At 66.7% G+C, this 19,853-nt stretch carries 19 protein-coding genes, 1 other RNA gene and 2 riboswitches; of the genes, 13 read left to right on the forward strand and 7 right to left on the reverse strand.

Annotated elements, in window-relative coordinates; genetic code table 11:
- The first annotated feature begins 13 nt into the window (after positions 1–13).
- Positions 14–3,856 carry a DUF3683 domain-containing protein gene (locus LQD11_RS00360; protein WP_238615755.1) on the forward strand — a complete coding sequence of 1,281 codons (3,843 nt, stop codon included), beginning with the start codon at positions 14–16 and terminating at the stop codon, positions 3,854–3,856.
- 61 nt (positions 3,857–3,917) lie between these two features.
- Here LQD11_RS00360 and rpiA read toward each other — a convergent pair whose 3' ends face one another.
- On the reverse strand, positions 3,918–4,577 hold the full coding sequence (gene rpiA / locus LQD11_RS00365) for a ribose-5-phosphate isomerase RpiA (protein ID WP_008931144.1): 660 nt from the start codon (positions 4,575–4,577) through the stop codon (positions 3,918–3,920).
- A 172-nt stretch (positions 4,578–4,749) separates the two neighbouring features.
- Between rpiA and ilvA the strand changes: the two genes are divergently transcribed.
- On the forward strand, positions 4,750–6,267 hold the full coding sequence (ilvA, locus tag LQD11_RS00370; protein ID WP_238616134.1) for a threonine ammonia-lyase, biosynthetic: 1,518 nt from the start codon (positions 4,750–4,752) through the stop codon (positions 6,265–6,267).
- Between the two features lie 15 nt (positions 6,268–6,282).
- On the opposite strand, the gene LQD11_RS00375 is transcribed toward ilvA, so the two are convergent.
- The 6 genes from LQD11_RS00375 to LQD11_RS00400 form a co-directional block, all read right to left on the reverse strand.
- Positions 6,283–6,612, reverse strand: a complete 330-nt coding sequence (locus LQD11_RS00375) for a hypothetical protein (RefSeq protein WP_238615756.1) — start codon at positions 6,610–6,612, stop codon at positions 6,283–6,285.
- A gap of 102 nt (positions 6,613–6,714) precedes the next feature.
- Positions 6,715–7,170 carry an EVE domain-containing protein gene (locus LQD11_RS00380; protein WP_008931141.1) on the reverse strand — a complete coding sequence of 152 codons (456 nt, stop codon included), beginning with the start codon at positions 7,168–7,170 and terminating at the stop codon, positions 6,715–6,717.
- The gene (locus tag LQD11_RS00385; RefSeq protein ID WP_238615757.1) at positions 7,155–7,787 is read right to left on the reverse strand and encodes a 5-formyltetrahydrofolate cyclo-ligase; all 633 of its coding nucleotides are present in this window, start codon (positions 7,785–7,787) and stop codon (positions 7,155–7,157) included. The genes LQD11_RS00380 and LQD11_RS00385 overlap by 16 nt, the downstream gene beginning before the upstream one ends.
- A 13-nt stretch (positions 7,788–7,800) precedes the next feature.
- Positions 7,801–7,988: non-coding RNA, 6S RNA (gene ssrS, locus LQD11_RS00390), on the reverse strand.
- Between the two features lie 48 nt (positions 7,989–8,036).
- Positions 8,037–8,342 carry a cell division protein ZapA gene (locus LQD11_RS00395; protein ID WP_008931139.1) on the reverse strand — a complete coding sequence of 102 codons (306 nt, stop codon included), beginning with the start codon at positions 8,340–8,342 and terminating at the stop codon, positions 8,037–8,039.
- Positions 8,339–8,572, reverse strand: a complete 234-nt coding sequence (locus LQD11_RS00400) for a TIGR02449 family protein (RefSeq protein WP_008931138.1) — start codon at positions 8,570–8,572, stop codon at positions 8,339–8,341. The genes LQD11_RS00395 and LQD11_RS00400 overlap by 4 nt, the downstream gene beginning before the upstream one ends.
- A 146-nt stretch (positions 8,573–8,718) precedes the next feature.
- Between LQD11_RS00400 and LQD11_RS00405 the strand changes: the two genes are divergently transcribed.
- The 11 genes from LQD11_RS00405 to LQD11_RS00455 all read left to right on the forward strand — a co-directional run bounded on the left by LQD11_RS00405 (position 8,719) and on the right by LQD11_RS00455 (position 19,802).
- Positions 8,719–9,267 carry a UPF0149 family protein gene (locus tag LQD11_RS00405; protein ID WP_008931137.1) on the forward strand — a complete coding sequence of 183 codons (549 nt, stop codon included), beginning with the start codon at positions 8,719–8,721 and terminating at the stop codon, positions 9,265–9,267.
- Between the two features lie 37 nt (positions 9,268–9,304).
- Positions 9,305–10,609, forward strand: a complete 1,305-nt coding sequence (gene pepP / locus LQD11_RS00410; RefSeq protein ID WP_238615758.1) for a Xaa-Pro aminopeptidase — start codon at positions 9,305–9,307, stop codon at positions 10,607–10,609.
- A gap of 37 nt (positions 10,610–10,646) precedes the next feature.
- Positions 10,647–11,837 (forward strand): 2-octaprenyl-6-methoxyphenyl hydroxylase, encoded by a 1,191-nt coding sequence (gene ubiH, locus LQD11_RS00415; protein ID WP_238615759.1) that lies wholly within the window; start codon positions 10,647–10,649, stop codon positions 11,835–11,837.
- Between the two features lie 30 nt (positions 11,838–11,867).
- Positions 11,868–13,073 (forward strand): UbiH/UbiF/VisC/COQ6 family ubiquinone biosynthesis hydroxylase, encoded by a 1,206-nt coding sequence (locus tag LQD11_RS00420; RefSeq protein WP_238615760.1) that lies wholly within the window; start codon positions 11,868–11,870, stop codon positions 13,071–13,073.
- A gap of 66 nt (positions 13,074–13,139) precedes the next feature.
- Positions 13,140–13,745: a class I SAM-dependent methyltransferase gene (locus LQD11_RS00425; protein WP_008931133.1), complete on the forward strand. Its 606-nt coding sequence runs from the start codon at positions 13,140–13,142 to the stop codon at positions 13,743–13,745.
- A gap of 80 nt (positions 13,746–13,825) precedes the next feature.
- Positions 13,826–13,917, forward strand: a riboswitch (glycine riboswitch).
- A 1-nt stretch (position 13,918) separates the two neighbouring features.
- A riboswitch (glycine riboswitch) is annotated at positions 13,919–14,008 on the forward strand.
- Between the two features lie 55 nt (positions 14,009–14,063).
- Positions 14,064–15,170, forward strand: coding sequence for a glycine cleavage system aminomethyltransferase GcvT (gcvT, locus tag LQD11_RS00430; RefSeq protein ID WP_238615761.1), 1,107 nt, complete (start codon positions 14,064–14,066; stop codon positions 15,168–15,170).
- A 69-nt stretch (positions 15,171–15,239) separates the two neighbouring features.
- Positions 15,240–15,632: a glycine cleavage system protein GcvH gene (gcvH, locus tag LQD11_RS00435; protein WP_238615762.1), complete on the forward strand. Its 393-nt coding sequence runs from the start codon at positions 15,240–15,242 to the stop codon at positions 15,630–15,632.
- A 47-nt stretch (positions 15,633–15,679) separates the two neighbouring features.
- On the forward strand, positions 15,680–17,047 hold the full coding sequence (gene gcvPA / locus LQD11_RS00440) for an aminomethyl-transferring glycine dehydrogenase subunit GcvPA (protein ID WP_200173107.1): 1,368 nt from the start codon (positions 15,680–15,682) through the stop codon (positions 17,045–17,047).
- Between the two features lie 127 nt (positions 17,048–17,174).
- Positions 17,175–17,675 carry a thiol peroxidase gene (gene tpx, locus LQD11_RS00445; protein WP_238615763.1) on the forward strand — a complete coding sequence of 167 codons (501 nt, stop codon included), beginning with the start codon at positions 17,175–17,177 and terminating at the stop codon, positions 17,673–17,675.
- Between the two features lie 313 nt (positions 17,676–17,988).
- Positions 17,989–19,443: an aminomethyl-transferring glycine dehydrogenase subunit GcvPB gene (gene gcvPB, locus LQD11_RS00450; RefSeq protein WP_238615764.1), complete on the forward strand. Its 1,455-nt coding sequence runs from the start codon at positions 17,989–17,991 to the stop codon at positions 19,441–19,443.
- Positions 19,443–19,802, forward strand: coding sequence for a diacylglycerol kinase (locus LQD11_RS00455; protein ID WP_238615765.1), 360 nt, complete (start codon positions 19,443–19,445; stop codon positions 19,800–19,802). The genes gcvPB and LQD11_RS00455 overlap by 1 nt, the downstream gene beginning before the upstream one ends.
- The last annotated feature ends 51 nt before the right edge of the window (positions 19,803–19,853 follow it).

The raw sequence follows: 19,853 nt of genomic DNA on the forward strand, positions 1-19,853 counted from the left end.
ATCCCCGCCAGCCATGACCGCAAGTACCCGCATCCGCGAAATCCCCTATAACTACACCTCCTACTCCGACCGCGAGATCGTCATCCGCTTCCTCGGCGAAGGCATGTGGGACGTGCTCAACGAACTGCGCGCCCGCCGACGGACCGGCGTCTCCGCCCGGATGCTGTTCGAGGTGCTGGGGGACATGTGGGTGGTCACCCGCAACCCCTATATCCAGGACGACCTGCTGGGTAACCAGAAGCGACTCACCGCCCTGATCCACGCCCTGGATCACCGGGTGGACCAGATCATCGCCCGGGCCGAGGGCAATCAGCTGGCCCTGGACCTGGCGGAACAGGCTCGTCAGGCGGTACGCCGCTTCGAGGCCTGGTTCCCGGAACAAAAGGCCCTGCGCGCCCGTGCCCGCCGCCTGCTGGGCAAGGTCACCCGCAAGGACAACATCCACTTCGACGGCCTGGCCCGGGTCTCCCATGTCACCGATGCCACCGACTGGCGTGTGGAACTGCCCTTCGTGGTCATCACCCCGGATTCCGAGGCGGAGATGGCCGGGGTCATCCAGACCTGCTTTGAACTGGGTCTGACCGTCATTCCCCGGGGGGGCGGCACCGGCTACAACGGTGGCGCCGTGCCCCTGACCGCCGATGCCGCGGTCATCAACACGGAAAAGCTCGAAGCCTTGAGCGAGGTGGAGTTCGTGGAACTGCCCGGGGTGGAAGGCCCCGTGGCCACCCTCCGCGCCGAGGCCGGGGTGGTGACCCGCCGGGTGTCCGAGGCCGCGGGGCGCGCCGCCCATGTGTTTGCCGTGGACCCCACCTCCCAGGATGCCTGCACCATCGGCGGCAACATCGCCATGAACGCCGGCGGTAAGAAGGCGGTGCTCTGGGGCACGGCCCTGGACAATCTGGTGTCCTGGCGCATGGTCACCCCGGAGGCCCGCTGGATCCAGGTGGAACGCCTCAATCACAACCTGGGCAAGATCCACGATCAGGAGACCGTGAGCTTTCGCATCACCCGGTTCCAGGCCGACGGCGTGACCCCCGACGGAGAACCCCAGGTCATCTCCTTCCCGGGCCGGGCCTGCCGCAAGGTGGGGCTGGGCAAGGACGTCACCGACAAGCGCCTGCAGGATCTGCCGGGGATTCAGAAGGAAGGCTGCGACGGCCTGATCACCTCCGCCGTGTTCGTGGTCCATCGCATGGCGGCCCACATGCGCACCATCAGCCTGGAGTTCTACGGCACCGATCTGCACGAGGCGGTGCCCGCCATCGTCGAGATCAAGGACGCCCTGGAGGCCGACCCCAAGGTGCAGCTGGCCGGGCTTGAACACCTGGACGAGCGCTATGTGCGCGCCGTGGGCTATACCCCGAAGGGGGCGCGACGGGAGCGGCCCAAGATGGTGCTCCTGGCGGACATCGCCAGTGATGACGAGGAGGCGGTGGGCCTGGCCGCCTCGAAGATGGTGCGTTTGGCCAATGCCCGCAACGGCGACGGCTTCATCGCCGTGAGCCCCGAGGCCCGCCAGCGGTTCTGGGCCGACCGTAGCCGGACCGCCGCCATCGCCGCCCATACCAACGCCTTCAAGATCAACGAGGACGTGGTGATCCCCCTGGACCGGCTGGCGGAGTACAGCGAGGGGATCGAGCGCATCAACATCCACCAGTCCCTCACCAACAAGCTGCGCATGGCCGACGAGATCCTGGCCTGCCTGGGCAAGGATCACCGCGCACTGCTGGAATCCCTGGCCCTGGGCAGCGAGGAGGCCCGGGGCTGGTTCGAGGGGCTGCGCCGGGCCGCGGAAGACCATGTGCAGGCGGTGCGGGGGCGCTGGCAGGCCATCCTGGACCACCTGGAGAGCGACGCCGTGGCCATGGACGACCTGCTGGACGCGCCGTCCCGGGCGGACCGCCGCCCCGGCGACCGGCTGATCCAGCTGCTGTTGCGTCGCAGTCTGGTGATCTCCTACCGGCGGGAGATCGAGGCCCGGTTGTGGGAGATCTTCGACGGCCGCGACCTGGAACCGGTGCGCCGGAGCATCCAGGCCATCCACGACCGGGTGCTCACCAGCCGCCTGTTCGTGGCCCTGCACATGCACGCCGGTGACGGCAACGTGCACACCAACATCCCGGTCAATTCCAACGACTACGCCATGATGCACGAGGCCGAGCGCATCGTGGACCAGGTGATGGCCCTGGCCCGGGCGTTGGGCGGCGTCATCTCCGGGGAGCACGGCATCGGCCTGACCAAGATCCAGTACCTGGGCGAACCGGAGCTGAAGGCCTTTGCCGACTACAAGCGCCGGGTGGACCCCATGGACCGCTTCAACCGGGGCAAGCTGCAGGCCGGCTCCGGGCTGTCGCGGGCCTATACCCCCTCACTGCGCCTGGTGCAGGAGGAGGCCCTGATCCTGGAGCAGAGCGAACTGGGGGCGCTCAACGACGACATCCGCGACTGCCTGCGCTGCGGCAAGTGCAAGCCCGTCTGCACCACCCATGTGCCCCGGGCCAACCTGCTGTACTCGCCCCGCAACAAGATCCTGGCCACGGGACTGATCATCGAGGCCTTCCTCTACGAGGAGCAGACCCGCCGCGGCCTGTCCCTGCGTCATTTCGATGAACTCAACGACGTGGCGGACCACTGCACCATCTGTCACCGCTGCCTCAAGCCCTGTCCGGTGAATATCGATTTCGGGGACGTGACGGCCCGTATGCGACGCATCCTCAAGGCCCGCGGCCAGCGCCGGACCAGTCTGGCGGCCAAGGTCTCCATGGCCTTCCTCAACATCAAGGACCCGGCCACCATCAAGCTGATGCGCACCGCCCTGGCCCAGTGGGGCTTTGCCGGACAGCGCCTGGGGCACCGGATGTTCCAGCGCCTGGGCCTGCTGGACGATGGTCGGCCCGCCGCCACCACGGGACCGGCGCCGATCCCCGCCCGGGTCATCCACATGGTGAGAAAGCCCCTGCCGGCGGGTCTGCCCTCGCGCACCACCCGGGCCATGCTGGGGCTGGAAGACCCCAGTCACGTAGCCATCGTACGGGACCCGGCGGTGGCGCCGGAGCAGAGCGAGGCGGTGTTCTATTTCCCCGGCTGCGGCTCGGAGCGCCTGTTCAGCCAGGTGAGCCTGGCCACCCTGGCCATGCTCTACCGCACCGGTGCCCAGACGGTGCTGCCGCCGGGGTATCTGTGCTGCGGCTACCCCCAGGAATCCGCCGGCGAGGAGGCCAAGGGCAGGGCGATCACCACCGAGAATCGGGTACTGTTCCATCGGGTGGCCAACACCCTGAACTATCTGGACATCAAGACGGTGGTGGTGTCCTGCGGCACCTGCATGGATCAGTTGCTGAAATACGAGTTCGAGCGCATCTTCCCCGGTTGTCGGTTGCTGGACATCCATGAGTATCTGATGGAGAAGGGGGTGACGCTGGAGGCCGCGCCGGGGGTGGAATACCTGTATCACGATCCCTGCCATTCCCCCATGAAGACCCACGCGCCGCTGCAGGTGGCGGGGAATCTGCTGGGCCGGCCGGTGACCCTGTCGGACCGCTGCTGCGGCGAGGCGGGGACCTTTGCGGTGAGTCGCCCGGATGTGGCCACCCAGGTGCGGTTCCGCAAGCAGGAGGAAATCCACAAGGGCATCACGTCGCTGACCGGCGCGCCGGTGGCCGCCGGCGGCAATGTGAAGTTGCTGACTTCCTGCCCGGCCTGTCAGCAGGGGTTGTCCCGCTACCGGGAAGATACCGGGACGGAGGTGGACTATATCGTGGTGGAGATGGCCAATGCCCTGCTGGGAGACCAGTGGCAGGCCCGCTTCATCGAGCAGGCCCGCAGCGGGGGTATCGAGAAGGTACTGCTCTGACAAAAAAGCCCCTCTCCCCTTGCGGGAGAGGGGTTGGGGTGAGGGGAAAACGGAACCCCCCTCAGGTCAGGGTCTTCACCCCGTCCTTGCCGCCCAGAATCAGCACATCCGCCGGGCGCCGGGCAAAGATGCCCACGGTGACCACGCCGGCAATCTGGTTGATCTCCGTCTCCAGGGCCACCGGATCGGTCATGTCCAGGTTGAACACATCCAGGATCAGGTTGCCGTTGTCGGTGGTGAAGCCGTGACGCAGTTCCGGTTGCCCGCCCAGCTTGAGCATGGCCCGGCCCACGTGGCTGCGGGCCATGGGAATGACCTCCACCGGCAGGGGGAAGGTGCCCAGCACGTTCACCAGTTTGGAGTCGTCGGCGATGCAGACGAAGCGCTCGCTGGCGGCCGCCACGATCTTTTCCCGGGTGAGGGCGCCGCCGCCCCCCTTGATCAGGTGCAGGTGCCGGGTGGCCTCGTCGGCGCCGTCCACGTACAGGGGAATGGGGCCGACGGCGTTCAGGTCCAGCACCGGGATGCCGTGACCGCGCAGGCGCTCGGCGCTGGCCTCGGAGGAGGCCACGGTGCCGTCGATGCGGCCCTTCATCTTCGCCAGCAGGTCGATGAAATGATTGGCGGTGGAGCCGGTGCCGATGCCGACGACCATGCCGTCTTCCACGTATTCCAGGGCCGCTTCGGCGGCGGCCTTCTTCATCTGATCTTGATTGCTCATGAGGATGCCTCCTTGGTTGTCGGGGGGGATTCTACATGAGACAGGCGGTGTCGCACGTCTGCCAGGGCCATGGCGCGAGAACCACTCCCCGGGGAGCGGTCCTTGAGGCTGTAAAACCCACTGCAAGGCATGCATCTTGCCGGGGATGGACTCGCCCCTGTATCTTCAGATGATGTCAGCCTATCCCTACCTGCAGAAGATACTCACCGCCCGGGTCTACGACGTGGCGCGGGAAACCCCACTGGACCTGATGCCCACGCTTTCCCGGCGCCTGGGCAACCGCATCCTGCTCAAGCGCGAGGACCTGCAACCGGTCTTCTCCTTCAAGTTGCGCGGCGCCCATAACAAGATCGTCCAGTTGTCCGAGGAAGCCCGCCGCAAGGGGGTCATCGCCGCCTCCGCCGGCAACCATGCCCAGGGGGTGGCCCTGTCGGCCAAGACCCTGGGCATCAAGGCGGTGATCGTCATGCCCGCCACCACCCCCTCCATCAAGGTGGACTCGGTCCGCGCCCTGGGGGCCAAGGCCATCCTCCACGGGGATTCCTACGACGATGCCTATGCCCATGCCCTGGAACTGATCGAGAAGCACGGCTACACCTTCGTCCATCCCTTCGATGATCCCGATGTGATCGCCGGCCAGGGCACCATCGCCATGGAACTGCTGCGTCAGCATCCCGACCCCCTGGAGGCGGTGTTCGTCAGCGTGGGCGGCGGCGGCCTGATCGCCGGCATGGCGGCCTATATCAAGGCCCTGCGCCCCGATATCCGGGTGATCGGGGTCGAACCCCACGACGCCCCCTGCATGCAGCAGGCCCTGGAAAAACAGCAGCGGGTGATACTGGACCAGGTGGGCATCTTCGCCGACGGGGTGGCCGTGCGTCAGGCGGGTGAGGAGAACTATCGCCTGGCCCGGGACCATGTGGACGAGATGCTGCTGGTGTCCACCGACGAGATCTGTGCCGCCATCAAGGACATCTTCGATGACACCCGGGTGATGGCCGAGCCGGCCGGTGCCCTGGCCATCGCGGGCATCAAGAAATACGTGGAACGGGAAGGGCTCAAGGACGCCTGTCTGGCCGGGGTGCTCAGCGGTGCCAACATCAACTTCGATCGTCTGCGTCACGTGACCGAACGGGCCGAACTGGGGGAACAGCGGGAAGCCCTGTTCGCCGCCACCATTCCGGAGCGGCCGGGCAGTTTCCGGGCCTTTTGCAAGGCCATCGGCAAGCGCGGGATCACCGAGTTCAACTACCGCTACGCGGATACCGAGCAGGCCCACATTTTCGTCGGGGTCCAACTCAGCGGCGGCGAGACGGAACGCCGCACCCTGCTGCAGGATCTGCGCGACAAGGGCTACCCCATCGAGGATCTGAGCGACAACGAGGTGGCCAAGGTCCATCTGCGCCACATGGTGGGCGGGCACTCGGCCCGGGCAGGGGACGAGATCGTCTACCGCTTCGAGTTTCCCGAGCGCCCGGGGGCACTGATGAACTTCCTCGCCCACATGGGGCAGGACTGGAACATCAGTCTGTTCCATTACCGCAACCATGGCGCCGCCTACGGCCGGGTGCTGGTGGGCATGCAGGTGCCGGACCAGGACAAGGCCCGGCTTGAGGGGTTCCTCAAGGAGTTGGGGTATGTCCACTGGGAGGAAACCGATAACCCGGTCTACCGGCTGTTCCTGGGCTGATCCGCCGGCCGGGTCTTACCCGCGCTTGCCCAGGGCCTCCTCGTTGAAGGCCTCATCGATGGTGGTGATGATCTTCTCCACCATGCGAAAGCCCTCCACCGGGGCGTCGTCGGCCATGTATTTCAGGCGCAGGGGGCTGAGCACCTTCACGGCGGCGCTGCGTTCCACCTCCCCCTGTCCCGTGCCCGCCGCGTCCAGGGTGCCCAGGGCGGCGATGATCTCCCCGGCGATGGCGTGCCTGTGCGTCCCGCGCCGCGCCCGCTCCAGGGTGTCCTCGGGCATGCCGTCCAGCAGATCGAATCCCGCGTGGGCGTCCAGGTAGATGATGAGTTCGTTCAGGGTCATGGGCATCGGCCTCCTGAATGGGTCATGTCGATCTTCTGTTTCCCGGGGGAGAAAGAAGGGCCGGGGACGAGAGGGCAAGCAGGTTGTGAGAACAGCAGGATGTCAGTCCGCCATGGACAGAATGAATTCCCACTGCGCCTCGGTCACCGGCATGATGGAGAGCCGGTTGCCCCGCCTGACCAGGGGCATGTCGCTCAGCGCGGGGGCCGCCTTCAGGTCCGCCAGGGGAATGACGTCCCTGAACTTGCGTTCAAAGCCCACGTCCACCCGATACCAGCGGGGGTTGTCCGGGGTACTGCGCGGGTCATGGTAGGTATGTTCCGGGTCCCAGGCGCTGTCGTCCGGATAGCCGGCCCGCACGATCCTCAGGATGCCGACGATGCCGGGGACCTTGCAGTTGGAATGGTAGAAAAAGGCCAGGTCGCCTTCTTGCATCTCGTCCCGCATCATGTTGCGGGCCTGGTAGTTGCGCACCCCTTCCCAGGGTTCCACCCGCACCCGTTCCAGGTCGTCGATACCGAAGACATCCGGTTCGGACTTCATCAGCCAGTAGGACATGGGCAATCCTTGGTGTTCAATTCGGGGTGGGGCCGGCAGGTGATCAGGCCCTGTTCGGTCACCACCGCGTGCAGGGGCACGTCCCAGGACGCATGGGGCAGCGCCGTCACTTCCTGAAAAGCATAGGCCATTCCCACCAAATGGGGGCGGCGCCAGTGACGGTGGCGGTTGAGATGGCGGAAGGTGGTGTCATAGAAGCCGCCACCCATGCCCAGCCGGTTTCCCCGGTGATCGAAGCCCACCAGGGGCGTGATGACCAGATCCAGATGACGGGCCGGCAGGCAGCGTCGGCGGTGAATGGGAGGCTCGGGAATGCCGAAGCGGTTGGGGATCAGGGGCGTATGGGGTTCCCAGGCCACGAACCAGAGCAGCCGGGGGTGAAGTGGTGCCAGCACCGGCAGGTAGAGGTCCTTGCCGGCGGCGCGGGCGGCCCGGACCAGCGGGCCGGGGTCGGCCTCGCCCCGGTCGGGCAGGTAGACGGCGATGCGCCGGGCGGCGCTGAACAGGGGGTGGTGGATCAGGTGCCTGGCCATGGCACGGGCATGCCGGGCCCGTTCGGCCGGGGAGAGCGCCAGACGCCGGGCGCGAAGCTGTCTGCGTAGGTCGGCGCGTGTCATGGAAATGAAGAGGGCACGCTCCGAGAGTGCCGTGGCGAGCTTTCGACCTTGAACCAGGGGTTCAAGTGGGGGCCGACGCGATCTCTACAGGCTTTCCGCTACGGGGCGGACATGCACAACAAGACATCGCAGAATGGCTCCCGGGGTAGTTGATTAGGCTCAAGGATATTACCCAGCCGCTCACGCACACCTCAGAGGTGCCCAAACCGTAAAACCTTTTTTTCGTGGCCCCGCCGCCGGGACCGTACATCATGAATCCGTCGATCGTTCGTGTTGCAGGACCGAATCCACCCGTTCCTGCAGGGCGCGCATGCGCTGATCCAGGCCGGCGTTCTGCCGCTTCAGGGCCAGCAGTTCATGGGCAATGTTCAGGGCCGCCATCACGGCGATCCGGTCTCCGCCCACGACCTTGCCGCCATCGCGGATTTCCTTCATCCGGCGATCCAGCAGGCTGGCCGAGGCAATCAGGGCATTGCGCTCATCTTCAGGGCAGGCCACCCGGTATTCCTTGCCCAGAATCTGAACCGTGACCGGTTCAGAGCGGGGTTCCGTCATACCGCCTGCTCCATGGACTTCAATCGGTTGATCATCGACTCCACCTTCATGCGTGCCTGCTCACCCCGTTCCGAGAGCTGGGCCCGTTCCGCCAGCAGCAGTTCGTTCTGGCGGCGCAGCCTGAGGTTCTCGTCCCGCAGCAGTTCGCAGACCCGCAGCAACGCCTCGACCCGGGACTCCAGGTCTTTCAGGGCGGAATCCGCCGAGGCATTGTGAGCGGTGTATGTCATGGGCTCAATACTAGGACTCCGCCTCGGGGCCGTCAACAAGGATCGGCGGCGGCATGGTGCTGGCGCCGTCGGGCTTGCTAGACTGCGTCCATGTATCGGATCCCGGCCCCGGAGGTCCGGCCACCACGACTGGAGAGCCTTGCCCCATGATGCCCGATTATCAAGCCTTACAGGATGCCCTGCGGGGGGCGGGCGCCACGGCCGATGCCGCCGAGGCCCACGGCACGCTCTGCGGCATGCTCAGTGCCAATCTGGGGTCCGGCGAGGTGCGCTGGCTGCAGGAGATCTTTCCCGAGGCCGGCGAGACGCCGCCGCCGGAAGGGGAGGCCCGGCGCCTGCTGGATGAAGTCTTTGCCGAAACCCGCACCCAACTGGCCGATGCCCTGCTCGGGTTCCAGATGCTGTTGCCGGACGAGGACGATGCCCTTTCCACCCGGGTGGACGCCCTGGGGCACTGGTGCCAGGGCTTCCTCTATGGCCTGGCGGTGGCCGGCGTCACCGACCCGGCCAAGCTGCCCGCCGATTCGGCGGAAATCCTCAAGGATCTTTCCGATATTGCCGGCGCCGGTTTCGAGGTGGACGACGACGAGGCCAGCGAGACCGCCTATGTGGAGATCCTGGAATACGTGCGGGTGGGCGTGCTGCTGGTGAGCGAGGAACTGCAGCCCCTCAAGGGCCCCTCCCGCCTGCAGTGACCCCCCTGTTGATGACCCGGAACCCAAAGCTATCGCCATGAAAGAATTCGCCCGTCGCCGTCGCCAGCTCATGCGTGCCATGGGGGAGGGCGGCATCGCCGTCATCCCCGCCGCACCGGTCCGGGTGCGCAATCATGACGTGGAATATCCCTACCGTCAGGACAGCGATTTTCTCTATCTCACCGGCTTTACCGAGCCGGAGGCGGTGGCGGTGCTGGTGCCCGGCCGACCCCAGGGGGAGTACATCCTGTTCTGCCGGGAACGGGACAAGGAAAAGGAGACCTGGCATGGCCGCCGGGCCGGACAGGAAGGGGCGGTGGAGCGCTTCGGCGCCGACGATTCCTTCCCCATCGGCGACATCGGCGAGATCCTGCCCGGGCTGCTGGAGAACCGTGAGCGGGTCTACACCACTTTGGGTCGCCATCCGGAGTTCGACCGCAAGTTGATCGACTGGGTCAACGGCATCCGTGAACGGGCCCGCACCGGCGTCCACCCCCCCCATGAGTTCGTGGCTCTGGAATACCTGCTCCATGACATGCGCCTGTTCAAGTCGGCCACCGAACTCAAGGCCATGAAGGAGGCCGCCCGGGTCACCAGTCGTGCCCATCAGCGCGCCATGGCCGCCTGCCGGCCGGGGCTGTGGGAGTATCAGCTGGAAGCGGAGTTGCTGTACGAGTTCCGCCGGGCGGGGACCGAACCCGCCTACGCCTCCATCGTGGGCGGCGGTGTCAACGGCTGCATCCTGCACTACACCGAAAACAACGAGCGGCTCAGGGACGGTGATCTGGTCCTGATCGACGCTGGCTGCGAGTACCAGGGTTATGCGGCGGACATCACCCGCACCTTTCCGGTGAACGGACGCTTCACCGAGCATCAGCGTCAGGTCTACGAGGTGGTGCTGGAGGCCCAGGCGGCGGCCATCGCCCAGGTGGTCCCCGGCAATCACTGGGATGATCCCCATGGGGCGGCGGTCAAGGTGCTTACCAAGGGGCTGGTGCACCTGGGATTGCTCAAGGGGCGGCCTTCCCGCCTGATCAAGGACGGCGCCTATCGTCGCTTCTACATGCACCGCACCGGCCACTGGCTGGGGCTGGACGTGCATGACGTGGGGGACTACAAGGTGGGCGAGGCCTGGCGTTTGCTGGAGCCGGGCATGGTGATGACCATCGAGCCGGGCCTGTACCTGCCGGCCACGGAGAAGGGCGTGCCCAAGCCATTCCGTAATATCGGCATCCGCATCGAGGATGACGTGGCGGTGACCCGGGCCGGGCATCAGGTCCTCACCGAAGATTGCCCCAAGGGCGTCGACGAGGTTCAGGCCCTGGTGGGTTCAGGCAACTGAAATAATCGGGTGCCGGGATCGGCACGCGGAGGACGCGGTGCAGAACAGCGATTTCGATATCCTGATCGCCGGCGGCGGCATGGTGGGCGCCACCCTGGGGCTGGGCCTGGCGGACAGCGGTTACCGGGTGGGCATCATCGAGGCGCAGCCTCCCGGCGCTCCGGTGCAACCCAGTTATGACGAGCGGGCCACGGCCCTGTCCTGGGGTTCCCGATGTATCCTGGAACGTCTGGGCCTGTGGGCGGATCTGGCGCCCCATGCCGAACCGATCCGTCGCATCCACGTCTCCCAGCGGGGGTATTTCGGCAACGTGCGCCTGGACCACCGGGAAGAAGGCGTGGAGGCACTGGGTTACGTGATCGTCAACCGGGTGCTGGGGCAGGTCCTGCAGACGGCCCTGGCCGCGGCGCCCGTCACCCTGATGACGCCGGCGCGGGTGACCGGATACACCGGCCATGACGACCATCTGGGGGTACAGATCCGTCTGGACCAGGCCCTCGTGCCGATACGGACCCGCCTGCTGGTGGGCGCGGACGGCACCCGGTCCGTGGTTCGCAACCTGGCCGGCATCGACATCCACGAGAGTGACTATGGTCAGGTGGGCATCATCGCCAATCTCTCCACCGAGCTGGATCATCGGGGAACGGCCTTCGAGCGTTTCACCGACGAGGGGCCGGTGGCCCTGCTGCCCCTGACGCCCGCCGAGGACGGCAGTCCCCGCTGCGCCCTGGTCTGGGTCCGTCCGGTCCATCGGCTCGATGAGACGCTGGCCTGGGATGACGGGCATTTTCTGCGGGTCCTTCAGGACCGTTTCGGTCATCGCCTCGGACGCCTGCGCCGGGTGGGCGCGCGGGTTGCCTATCCCCTGACCCGGGTGCGTGCCGTCCGGGATACGGACACCCGGCTGGTGTTGGTGGGCAATGCTTCCCACACCATCCACCCCGTGGCCGGTCAGGGCTTCAATCTGGCACTGCGGGACGTGGATACCCTGGCGGATCTGCTGTGCCGGGCCGGACGGGAGGCCTCGGACCCCGGTGACGCGGGGTTGTTGCAGCGCTATGCCGTCCGACGCCGGCCGGACCTGGACCGGGTGACGGGCGTGACCGATGCCCTGGCCCGGCTCTTCACCACGCCGGGGTTCGGGCATGTCCGGGGAGCGGCCCTGGTGGCCCTGAACCTGTGCGGCCCGCTGCGGCACGGGGTGGCGCGGGCGGGGATGGGATTGTAGATGTCCGGAACCGATGAACAAGGAGCCTCCATGTCGGCAACCTCCTGTGACGTCCTCATCGCCGGCGGCGGCATGGTGGGAGCCGCCCTGGCCCTGAGCCTGGCCCGCGGCGGTCTTGCCGTGGCCCTGGTGGAACTGCGCCCACCGCCCCCCTTTGTCCCGGACAGCGGGCATGACCTGCGGGTATCCGCCATCAATCGCGCCTCCCAGCGCCTGTTCCGGGCGCTGGGAGTGTGGGAAGGGATGCGGGCCATGCGGATCAGCCCCTATCAGGCCATGGAGGTCTGGGATGCGGGCGGCAGTGGCTGCATCCGTTTCGAGGCCCGGGAGCTGGGGGAGCCGGATCTGGGACACATCATCGAGAACCGGGTGGTTCAGCGCGCACTCTGGGATGCCCTGGACGCGGCGCCGGGGGTGACCCGATTCTGCCCGGATGCCGTGACCCTCCTGGACATCGGTGCTCGTGAGGCCCGGGTGACGCTGGAGAGCGGGGCCCGGATCACGACATCGCTGGTGGTGGGCGCCGACGGCGCCCGCTCCCGCATCCGCGAGATGGCAGGGATCGATCTGGACAGTCGGCGCTACGGTCAGCAGGCCCTGGTGGCCACGGTGCGCACCGCCTTACCCCATCAGGAGACCGCCTGGCAGCGTTTCCTGCCCACCGGCCCGCTGGCCTTCCTGCCCCTGTCGGACGGCCGCTGCTCCGTCGTCTGGTCGGCCGATGATGAACGGGCCGAGCAGTTGCGGGATCTGGATGACGTCGCCTTCCGCGAGGCCTTGGCGGAAGGTTTGGACCATCGTCTGGGGGCGGTGGTGGAGAGCAGTCAGCGGGCGGCCTTTCCGCTGCGGGGCTCCCAGGCCCGTCACTATGTGCGTCCCCGGCTGGCACTGGTGGGGGATGCGGCCCACACCATTCATCCCCTGGCCGGACAGGGGGTGAATCTGGGGTTCCAGGATGCCCGGGCCCTGGCCGGGGTGCTGCTGCATGGAGCGGTGGGGGATCCGGGGGAATTCCGCGTGCTGCGTCGTTACGAGCGCGCCCGGCGGGGAGACAATGTCATCATGATGCGTGCCATGGAGTGCTTCCGCTACGGCTTCGGCAGCGCGCTGCCGCCGCTGGCCCTGGGGCGGAATCTGGGCCTGATGCTGGCGGATCGCGCCGGCCCGCTGAAAAGGACCTTGGCCAGACGGGCCCTGGGGCTGGATTCACCGGACCTGCCGTACTCGCCTGGTTAGGCTACCCTACGGTGGACCGATCGCGAGCATCCGTTTTGCTGTTTCAACCTTCAGGGGCGTGCTGCCATGAGAGAATTCTGGGATAACCGCTATTCGGGAACGGAGTATGTCTACGGCACCGCGCCCAATGCCTATTTGCTGGCCCATCACCCCCTCTACCAGCCGGGCCAGAGCGTGCTGGCCGTGGGGGATGGGGAAGGGCGCAACGGGGTCTGGCTGGCCGGTCGGGGGCTGTCGGTGACGGCGGTGGATTTTTCCCAGCAGGCCCTGGCCAAGGCCCAGGCCCTGGCCCAGCACCAGGGGGTGACCCTGGAGACGATCTGGGCCGATCTGGTGGGCTGGAAGTGGCCCAGGGCGCGGTACGACCACATCATTTCCATCTATCTGCACCTGCCCCCGACCCAGCGGCGCCAGGTGCATCAGGCCATGCTGGAGGCCCTCAAGCCCGGTGGCCTGTTGCTGATGGAGGCCTTTCACCCGGAGCAGATGGATTATCACAGCGGCGGTCCCCGAGACCCGGGCATGCTCTACAACGGGGTGATGCTGCGGGAGGATTTTGTCGGCGGCGAGTTCATGGAACTGGCGGAGTTGGCCGTCGAACTGGACGAGGGGCCGGGGCATCGGGGCCGCGCGGCGGTGACCCGCGCCCTGATCCGGCGACCGGATGTCTGACACAGGGGCCGAAAAGGCAGTTCCGGTTCCGGCACGCCTGGGGTATAGTTCACCCCTTGATAGGGATGCCCCCCGGCATCCTCGGCAGCGTGGGAGAGACCTCCCTCACCGGAGGCGCCGAAGGCGCAACTTCCGCCCGGAAACGCTCAGGCAAAAGGACCGCGCTGCCCGATATCGACTCTGGAGAGTGGTCCGACAGACCCACCGAAGGGGATAACCCGGCACGGGTTTAATCTCTCAGGTTTCAGGACAGAGGGGCGGCCGATACCCGAGACAGGGTGTCGGCCGCCCCTTTTTCATTTTGACCGGGAGTCGAAGATGACATTACGCCGCACCACATTGCACGCCACCCACGAGGCCGCTGGTGCCCGCATGGTGGATTTTGCCGGCTGGTCCATGCCCGTTCACTACGGTTCCCAGATCGACGAGCATCACGCCGTGCGCCGCCAGGCCGGCATGTTCGATGTCTCCCACATGACCGTGGTCGACGTGGACGGCCCCGGTGCCCGCGATTACCTGCGCCACCTGCTGGCCAATGACGTGGACAAGCTCAAGGCCGCCGGACGCGCCCTCTACAGCTGCATGCTCAATCCGGAAGGGGGCGTGCTGGACGATCTCATCACCTATCGTCGCGCCGACGGCTACCGGGTCGTGGTCAATGCCGCCACCCGGGACAAGGACCTGGCCTGGATGCGCGACGTGGCCGCCAGGCTCTCCGGCACCCTTGCCCCGGTGGAGATCCGCGAGCGGGACGATCTGGACATGATCGCCGTGCAGGGACCGGCGGCCCGAGATCTGTGCCTGCCCCTGCTGCCGGAGTCCCTGCGGGCGCCGGCCGAGGCCCTGACTCCCTTTACCGCCACGGAAGACGGGGACTGGTTCGTGGCCCGGACCGGCTACACCGGCGAGGACGGCTTTGAAGTCATCCTGCCCGCGACCGCCACCCTGAGCTTCTGGCAGGCCCTGGCCGCGGCCGGTGTGCGTCCCATCGGTCTGGGCGCCCGGGATACCCTGCGCCTGGAAGCCGGCATGAATCTCTACGGCACCGACATGGACGAGCAGATCAGTCCCCTGGAGTCCGGCCTGGGCTGGACCGTGGCCTGGACGCCCGCCGACCGGGATTTCATCGGCCGTCAGGCCCTGGAGCGGCAGCAGGCCGACGGCGCGCACCGGCGCCTGGTGGGGCTGGTGCTGGAAGGGCGGGGCGTCCTGCGTGGCCACATGAGCGTCAGCGCCGGCGAGGCCGGGCAGGGCGAGACCACCAGCGGCAGCTTTTCCCCCACCCTGGGCGTGTCCATCGCCCTGGCCCGGATCCCGGCGGATGCCGGCGAGCGGGTGACGGTGGACATCCGTGGCAAGCTGGTCCCGGCGAAGGTGGTCAAGCCGCCGTTCGTGCGCCACGGCAAGGCCCTGATCGATCTTTGATCCCGACGGTGTTCCGTCGAACCCGAACCCAATTTTTCCGAACCCCCGAACCCTTCATCAGGAGTCCCCATGAGCAACATCCCCGCAGAACTCAGATACGCCCCGTCCCACGAGTGGGTCCGCAAGGAAGCCGACGGCACCCTCACCATCGGCATCTCCGACCATGCCCAGGAACTGCTGGGTGATCTGGTGTTCGTGGAAACCCCGGAAGTGGGTGCCCACCTGGATGCCGGCGGTGCCTGTGCCGTGGTGGAGTCCGTCAAGGCCGCTTCCGACGTCTACGCCCCCGTTGCCGGTGAAGTGGTGGCCGTCAATGAACAACTCGCCGACAGCCCCGAACTGGTCAATGGCGACGCCTATGGTGATGGCTGGATTTTCCGCATCAAGCCTACCGATGCCGTTGCCGTGGAAGCCCTCATGGACGCCGACGCCTACGCCGCTCACCTGGAAGCGGAAGGCTGATCCCGGCCTTCCCTGATCCCCTTCACCCAGACAGCAGCGGAATCACCATGCCCTTCATTCCCCACACCGACACCGACGTGCGCGAGATGCTGGCGGCCATCGGTGCCGACAGCATCGAGACACTGTTCGACGAGATCCCCGCCGCCCTGCGGGTGGACGGACTCAACGCCATCCCGCCGGCCGTCGGCGAGATGGAGATCACCCGGCTCATGGAGGCGCGGGCCGCCCAGGATGTCATGGGTCTGAACTTCATCGGCGCCGGTGCCTACGAACATCACATCCCGGCGGCGGTCTGGCAGATCGTCACCCGGGGCGAGTTCTACAGTGCCTACACCCCTTACCAGGCCGAGGCCAGCCAGGGCACCCTGCAGGTCATCTACGAATATCAGTCCATGATGGCCGGCCTGACGGGGCTGCCCATTTCCAACGCCTCCCTGTATGACGGTGCCTCCGCCCTGTCCGAGGCGGTGCTCATGGCCGTGCGCGCCAACCGCCGCTCGAAGAGCCAGCGGGTGCTCATGCCCCTGACGGTGCACCCGGCCTACCGCAGCGTGACCCGTAGCATCGTGGCCAGTCAGGGCATTGAGATCGTGGATGTCCCGTTCGATCCGGCCACCGGTCGGGTCGACCCGGCCGCCCTGGAGGCCTTTGCCGGTGAGGACATCACCGCCCTGGTGATTCCCCAGCCCAACTTCTTCGGTGTGCTGGAAGAGGTGGATGCCCTCACCGACTGGGCCCATGCCAACGGCGCCCAGGCCATCGGCGTGGTCAATCCCGTCAGTCTGGCCCTGCTCACCCCGCCCGGGGCGTGGGGACGTCAGGGCGTGGACATGGTGGTGGGTGATGGTCAGCCCCTGGGGGCGCCCCTGTCCTCCGGTGGGCCTTACTTCGGCTTCTTGTGCTGCCGCAAGGAGCACGTGCGCCAGATGCCCGGTCGTATTGTCGGCCGCACCGTGGATGCGGACGGCCGCCCTGGTTTCGTGCTCACCCTCCAGGCCCGTGAACAGCATATCCGCCGTTCCAAGGCCACTTCCAACATCTGCACCAACCAGGGACTGGTGGTGACCGCCGCCACCATCCACATGGCCCTGCTGGGTCCGGAAGGGCTGGAGCGGGTGGCCGGGGCCTGCGTCGAGGGTTGTGGGTCGCTGGTGGCTCGGCTCAGGGAGCGGGGCTTCGAAATCCCGTTCACCGACGAGCGCTTCCACGAGTTCGTGTTGCGGGTGGGCGTGGACGGCGAGGCCCTGCTGGAGCGCATGGCGGCGGCCGGCGTGCTTGGTGGTCATGCCCTGGGGCGTGACTATCCCGAACTGTCCGATGCCATCCTGGTCTGTGTCACCGAGACCAAGACCGCGGCGGACCTGGATCGCTATGTGGCGGTGCTGGAGCAGGCGCGGGCGGACCTGGCGGGCTGATTCGGCATCGGCCCGGAATTCACCGGATGTCGATGTCGGACAGCTACACTCTGGATGTTCCAAAGCAGTCATTCCCGCGAAAGCGGGAATCCAGTCATGTGACCAACCAGCACGAGGAGTCAAGACGATGGCCCGGATTACCTTGCAAGGCAACCCCATCAATACCTGCGGTGATCTGCCGACGGTGGGCAGTGCGGCCCCCGCGTTCACCCTGGTGGACAAGGAACTCAACGACGTCAACTTGAGCGACTTCGGCGGCAAGAAGAAGATCCTCTATATCACCCCCAGCCTGGATACCGGACTTTGTGCCCTGTCCACCAAGAAATTCAACGACTGGGTGGCGGATCGTGATGACGTGGTGGTGCTGGTGGTCTCCGCGGACCTGCCCTTTGCCCAGGGTCGTTTCTGCGGTGCCGAGGACGTGGACAAGGTGAAGACCCTGTCCATGATGCGTTCCCGCAACTTTGCCAAGGATTACGGCGTGTTGATCGTGGACGGTCCCCTGGCGGGCATCACCGCCCGGGCCCTGCTGGTGCTGGACACCCATGATCACGTGGTCCATGCCGAGCTGGTGCCCGAGATCGCCCAGGAACCGGATTACGACGCGGCTTACGCGAAACTGGGCTGATTCGTCCCGAGCCGGTGATTCCCGCGTGTGTACCCGCGATTGCCGCGTCTGCCCCCGTCATTCCCGCGCAAGCGGGAATCCAGTGGCGAGGTGCCCCCCCCCTGGGCTCCCGCTTTCGCGGGAGTGACGGCTAAGGGAATTTTCGCGGGAGTGACGACCAAGGGGGCCTTTGCGGGAATGACGGCAATCGGCTTTTTTTAACTTCCCTCGGGGAGGGGCTGTCGACGCGTGCCCTGCAGACGGTGGCCGTCGGCGGTTTTCCCGGGGGAAGGAATTTTGAACTCATATCGAATGTCTTTGCAGGAGCCAGGCAATGCTGATCTTTGAACGTTCCCGTCCCGGTCGCCGGACCCCCAGCCAGGCCCCGGCCGGTCGCGCGGATGTCGCCGCGCTGCCCGAGCGCTTCCGGCGCCGTCGTCCGGCGCCGCTGCCGGAGGTGTCCGAACTGGACGTGGTGCGTCACTACACCCGCCTGTCCCAGAAAAACTTCTCCATCGACACCCATTTCTATCCCCTGGGGTCCTGCACCATGAAGTACAACCCCAGGGTGTGCAACAGCCTGGCCATGCTGCCGGGCTTCCTGCGTCGCCATCCTCACGCCCCCGAGTCGGTGAGTCAGGGCTTTTTGTCCTGCATGTTCGAACTGCAGGAGATGCTCAAGGACGTCACCGGCATGCAGGCTGTGTCCCTGACCCCCATGGCCGGGGCCCAGGGCGAGTTCGCCGGAGTGGCCATGATCCACGCCTATCACAAGGCCCGCGGGGATGAAGGTCGTACCGAGATCCTGGTCCCCGACGCCGCCCACGGCACCAACCCGGCCACCGCCACCATGTGCGGCTACGCCGTGCGCGAGATCCCCACCGACGCCTCCGGCGACGTGGACATGGAGGCCCTCAAGGCCGCCGTGGGGCCCGCCACCGCGGGGATCATGCTCACCAACCCGTCCACCCTGGGGGTGTTCGAGCGCCGCATTCACGAGATTGCCAAGGTGGTCCATGACGCCGGTGGCCTGCTGTACTACGACGGCGCCAACCTGAACGCCATTCTGGGCAAGGTGCGTCCCGGCGACATGGGCTTCGACGTCATCCACATGAACCTGCACAAGACCTTCTCCACCCCCCATGGGGGCGGTGGTCCCGGCGCCGGTGCGGTGGGTGTGAGCGAGCGGCTCAAGCCCTTCCTGCCCATCCCGGTGGTGGGCCGGGATGGGGAACGCTATCGCTGGCTCACGGAGCGGGACCTGCCCCAGAGCATCGGCCGCCTGTCCGCCTTCGCCGGCAATGCCGGGGTGCTGCTGCGGGCCTACGTCTACATGCGTCTGCTGGGTCGGGAGGGCATGCCCAAGGTGGCGGACTACTCCACCCTGAACGCCAACTACGTGATGGCCCGTTTGCGGTCACTGGGCTATGACCTGGCCTTCCCGGAACGTCGTGCCACCCACGAGTTCATCGTCACCCTGCGACGTCAGGCCAAGGCGCAGGGCGTGACCGCCATGGACGTGGCCAAGCGTCTGCTGGACTACGGCTTCCATGCGCCCACCACCTATTTCCCCCTGCTGGTGCCCGAGTGCCTGTTGATCGAGCCCACCGAGACCGAAAGCAAGGAGACCCTGGACGCCTACGTGGAGGCCATGGCGAAGATCCTGGAAGAGGCGGCAGCCGAGCCCGAGAAGGTGAAGGGTGCTCCCTATACTCAGCCCAACCGGCGTTTTGACGAGGTACGGGCCGCCAGGGAACTGGATGTGGCCTGGCAACCCGAGGCCTGCTGATGGCCTACAGCGGCAACCGGGGCCTGACCCGGATCATCAAGGCGGCCGGATATTCCTGGAAGGGGCTGCGCAGCACCTTCCGCCACGAGGCCGCCTTTCGTCAGGAGTTGCTGGCGATGATCGTCCTGGTGCCCCTGGCCCTGTGGCTGGGGGACAACGGCGTGGAGCGGGCCTTGCTGATCGGCAGCCTGTTCCTGATCCTCATCGTGGAGTTGCTGAATTCCGGGATCGAGGCGGCCATCGACCGCATCGGTCGGGATTACCATGATCTTTCGGCCCGGGCCAAGGACATGGGGTCGGCGGCGGTGCTGTTGTCCATCCTCCATGCCGTGGTGGTGTGGCTGCTGGTACTCCTGTAAGCCTCCACGGGAGCCGGTCTGCCGGCGACTGGGTATTTCCCGCCGTTCGGG

This window comes from Ectothiorhodospira shaposhnikovii, from assembly GCF_022227765.1.
Classification (GTDB): Bacteria; Pseudomonadota; Gammaproteobacteria; order Ectothiorhodospirales; family Ectothiorhodospiraceae; genus Ectothiorhodospira.

Coding starts and splice junctions, on each gene's coding strand:
- LQD11_RS00360 (WP_238615755.1), top strand. CDS start 14: ATGACCGCAAGTACCCGCATCCGCGAAATCCCCTATAACTACACCTCC.
- rpiA (WP_008931144.1), bottom strand. CDS start 4,577: ATGAGCAATCAAGATCAGATGAAGAAGGCCGCCGCCGAAGCGGCCCTG.
- ilvA (WP_238616134.1), top strand. CDS start 4,750: ATGTCAGCCTATCCCTACCTGCAGAAGATACTCACCGCCCGGGTCTAC.
- LQD11_RS00375 (WP_238615756.1), bottom strand. CDS start 6,612: ATGACCCTGAACGAACTCATCATCTACCTGGACGCCCACGCGGGATTC.
- LQD11_RS00380 (WP_008931141.1), bottom strand. CDS start 7,170: ATGTCCTACTGGCTGATGAAGTCCGAACCGGATGTCTTCGGTATCGAC.
- LQD11_RS00385 (WP_238615757.1), bottom strand. CDS start 7,787: ATGACACGCGCCGACCTACGCAGACAGCTTCGCGCCCGGCGTCTGGCG.
- LQD11_RS00395 (WP_008931139.1), bottom strand. CDS start 8,342: ATGACGGAACCCCGCTCTGAACCGGTCACGGTTCAGATTCTGGGCAAG.
- LQD11_RS00400 (WP_008931138.1), bottom strand. CDS start 8,572: ATGACATACACCGCTCACAATGCCTCGGCGGATTCCGCCCTGAAAGAC.
- LQD11_RS00405 (WP_008931137.1), top strand. CDS start 8,719: ATGATGCCCGATTATCAAGCCTTACAGGATGCCCTGCGGGGGGCGGGC.
- pepP (WP_238615758.1), top strand. CDS start 9,305: ATGAAAGAATTCGCCCGTCGCCGTCGCCAGCTCATGCGTGCCATGGGG.
- LQD11_RS00420 (WP_238615760.1), top strand. CDS start 11,868: ATGTCGGCAACCTCCTGTGACGTCCTCATCGCCGGCGGCGGCATGGTG.
- LQD11_RS00425 (WP_008931133.1), top strand. CDS start 13,140: ATGAGAGAATTCTGGGATAACCGCTATTCGGGAACGGAGTATGTCTAC.
- gcvT (WP_238615761.1), top strand. CDS start 14,064: ATGACATTACGCCGCACCACATTGCACGCCACCCACGAGGCCGCTGGT.
- gcvH (WP_238615762.1), top strand. CDS start 15,240: ATGAGCAACATCCCCGCAGAACTCAGATACGCCCCGTCCCACGAGTGG.
- gcvPA (WP_200173107.1), top strand. CDS start 15,680: ATGCCCTTCATTCCCCACACCGACACCGACGTGCGCGAGATGCTGGCG.
- tpx (WP_238615763.1), top strand. CDS start 17,175: ATGGCCCGGATTACCTTGCAAGGCAACCCCATCAATACCTGCGGTGAT.
- gcvPB (WP_238615764.1), top strand. CDS start 17,989: ATGCTGATCTTTGAACGTTCCCGTCCCGGTCGCCGGACCCCCAGCCAG.
- LQD11_RS00455 (WP_238615765.1), top strand. CDS start 19,443: ATGGCCTACAGCGGCAACCGGGGCCTGACCCGGATCATCAAGGCGGCC.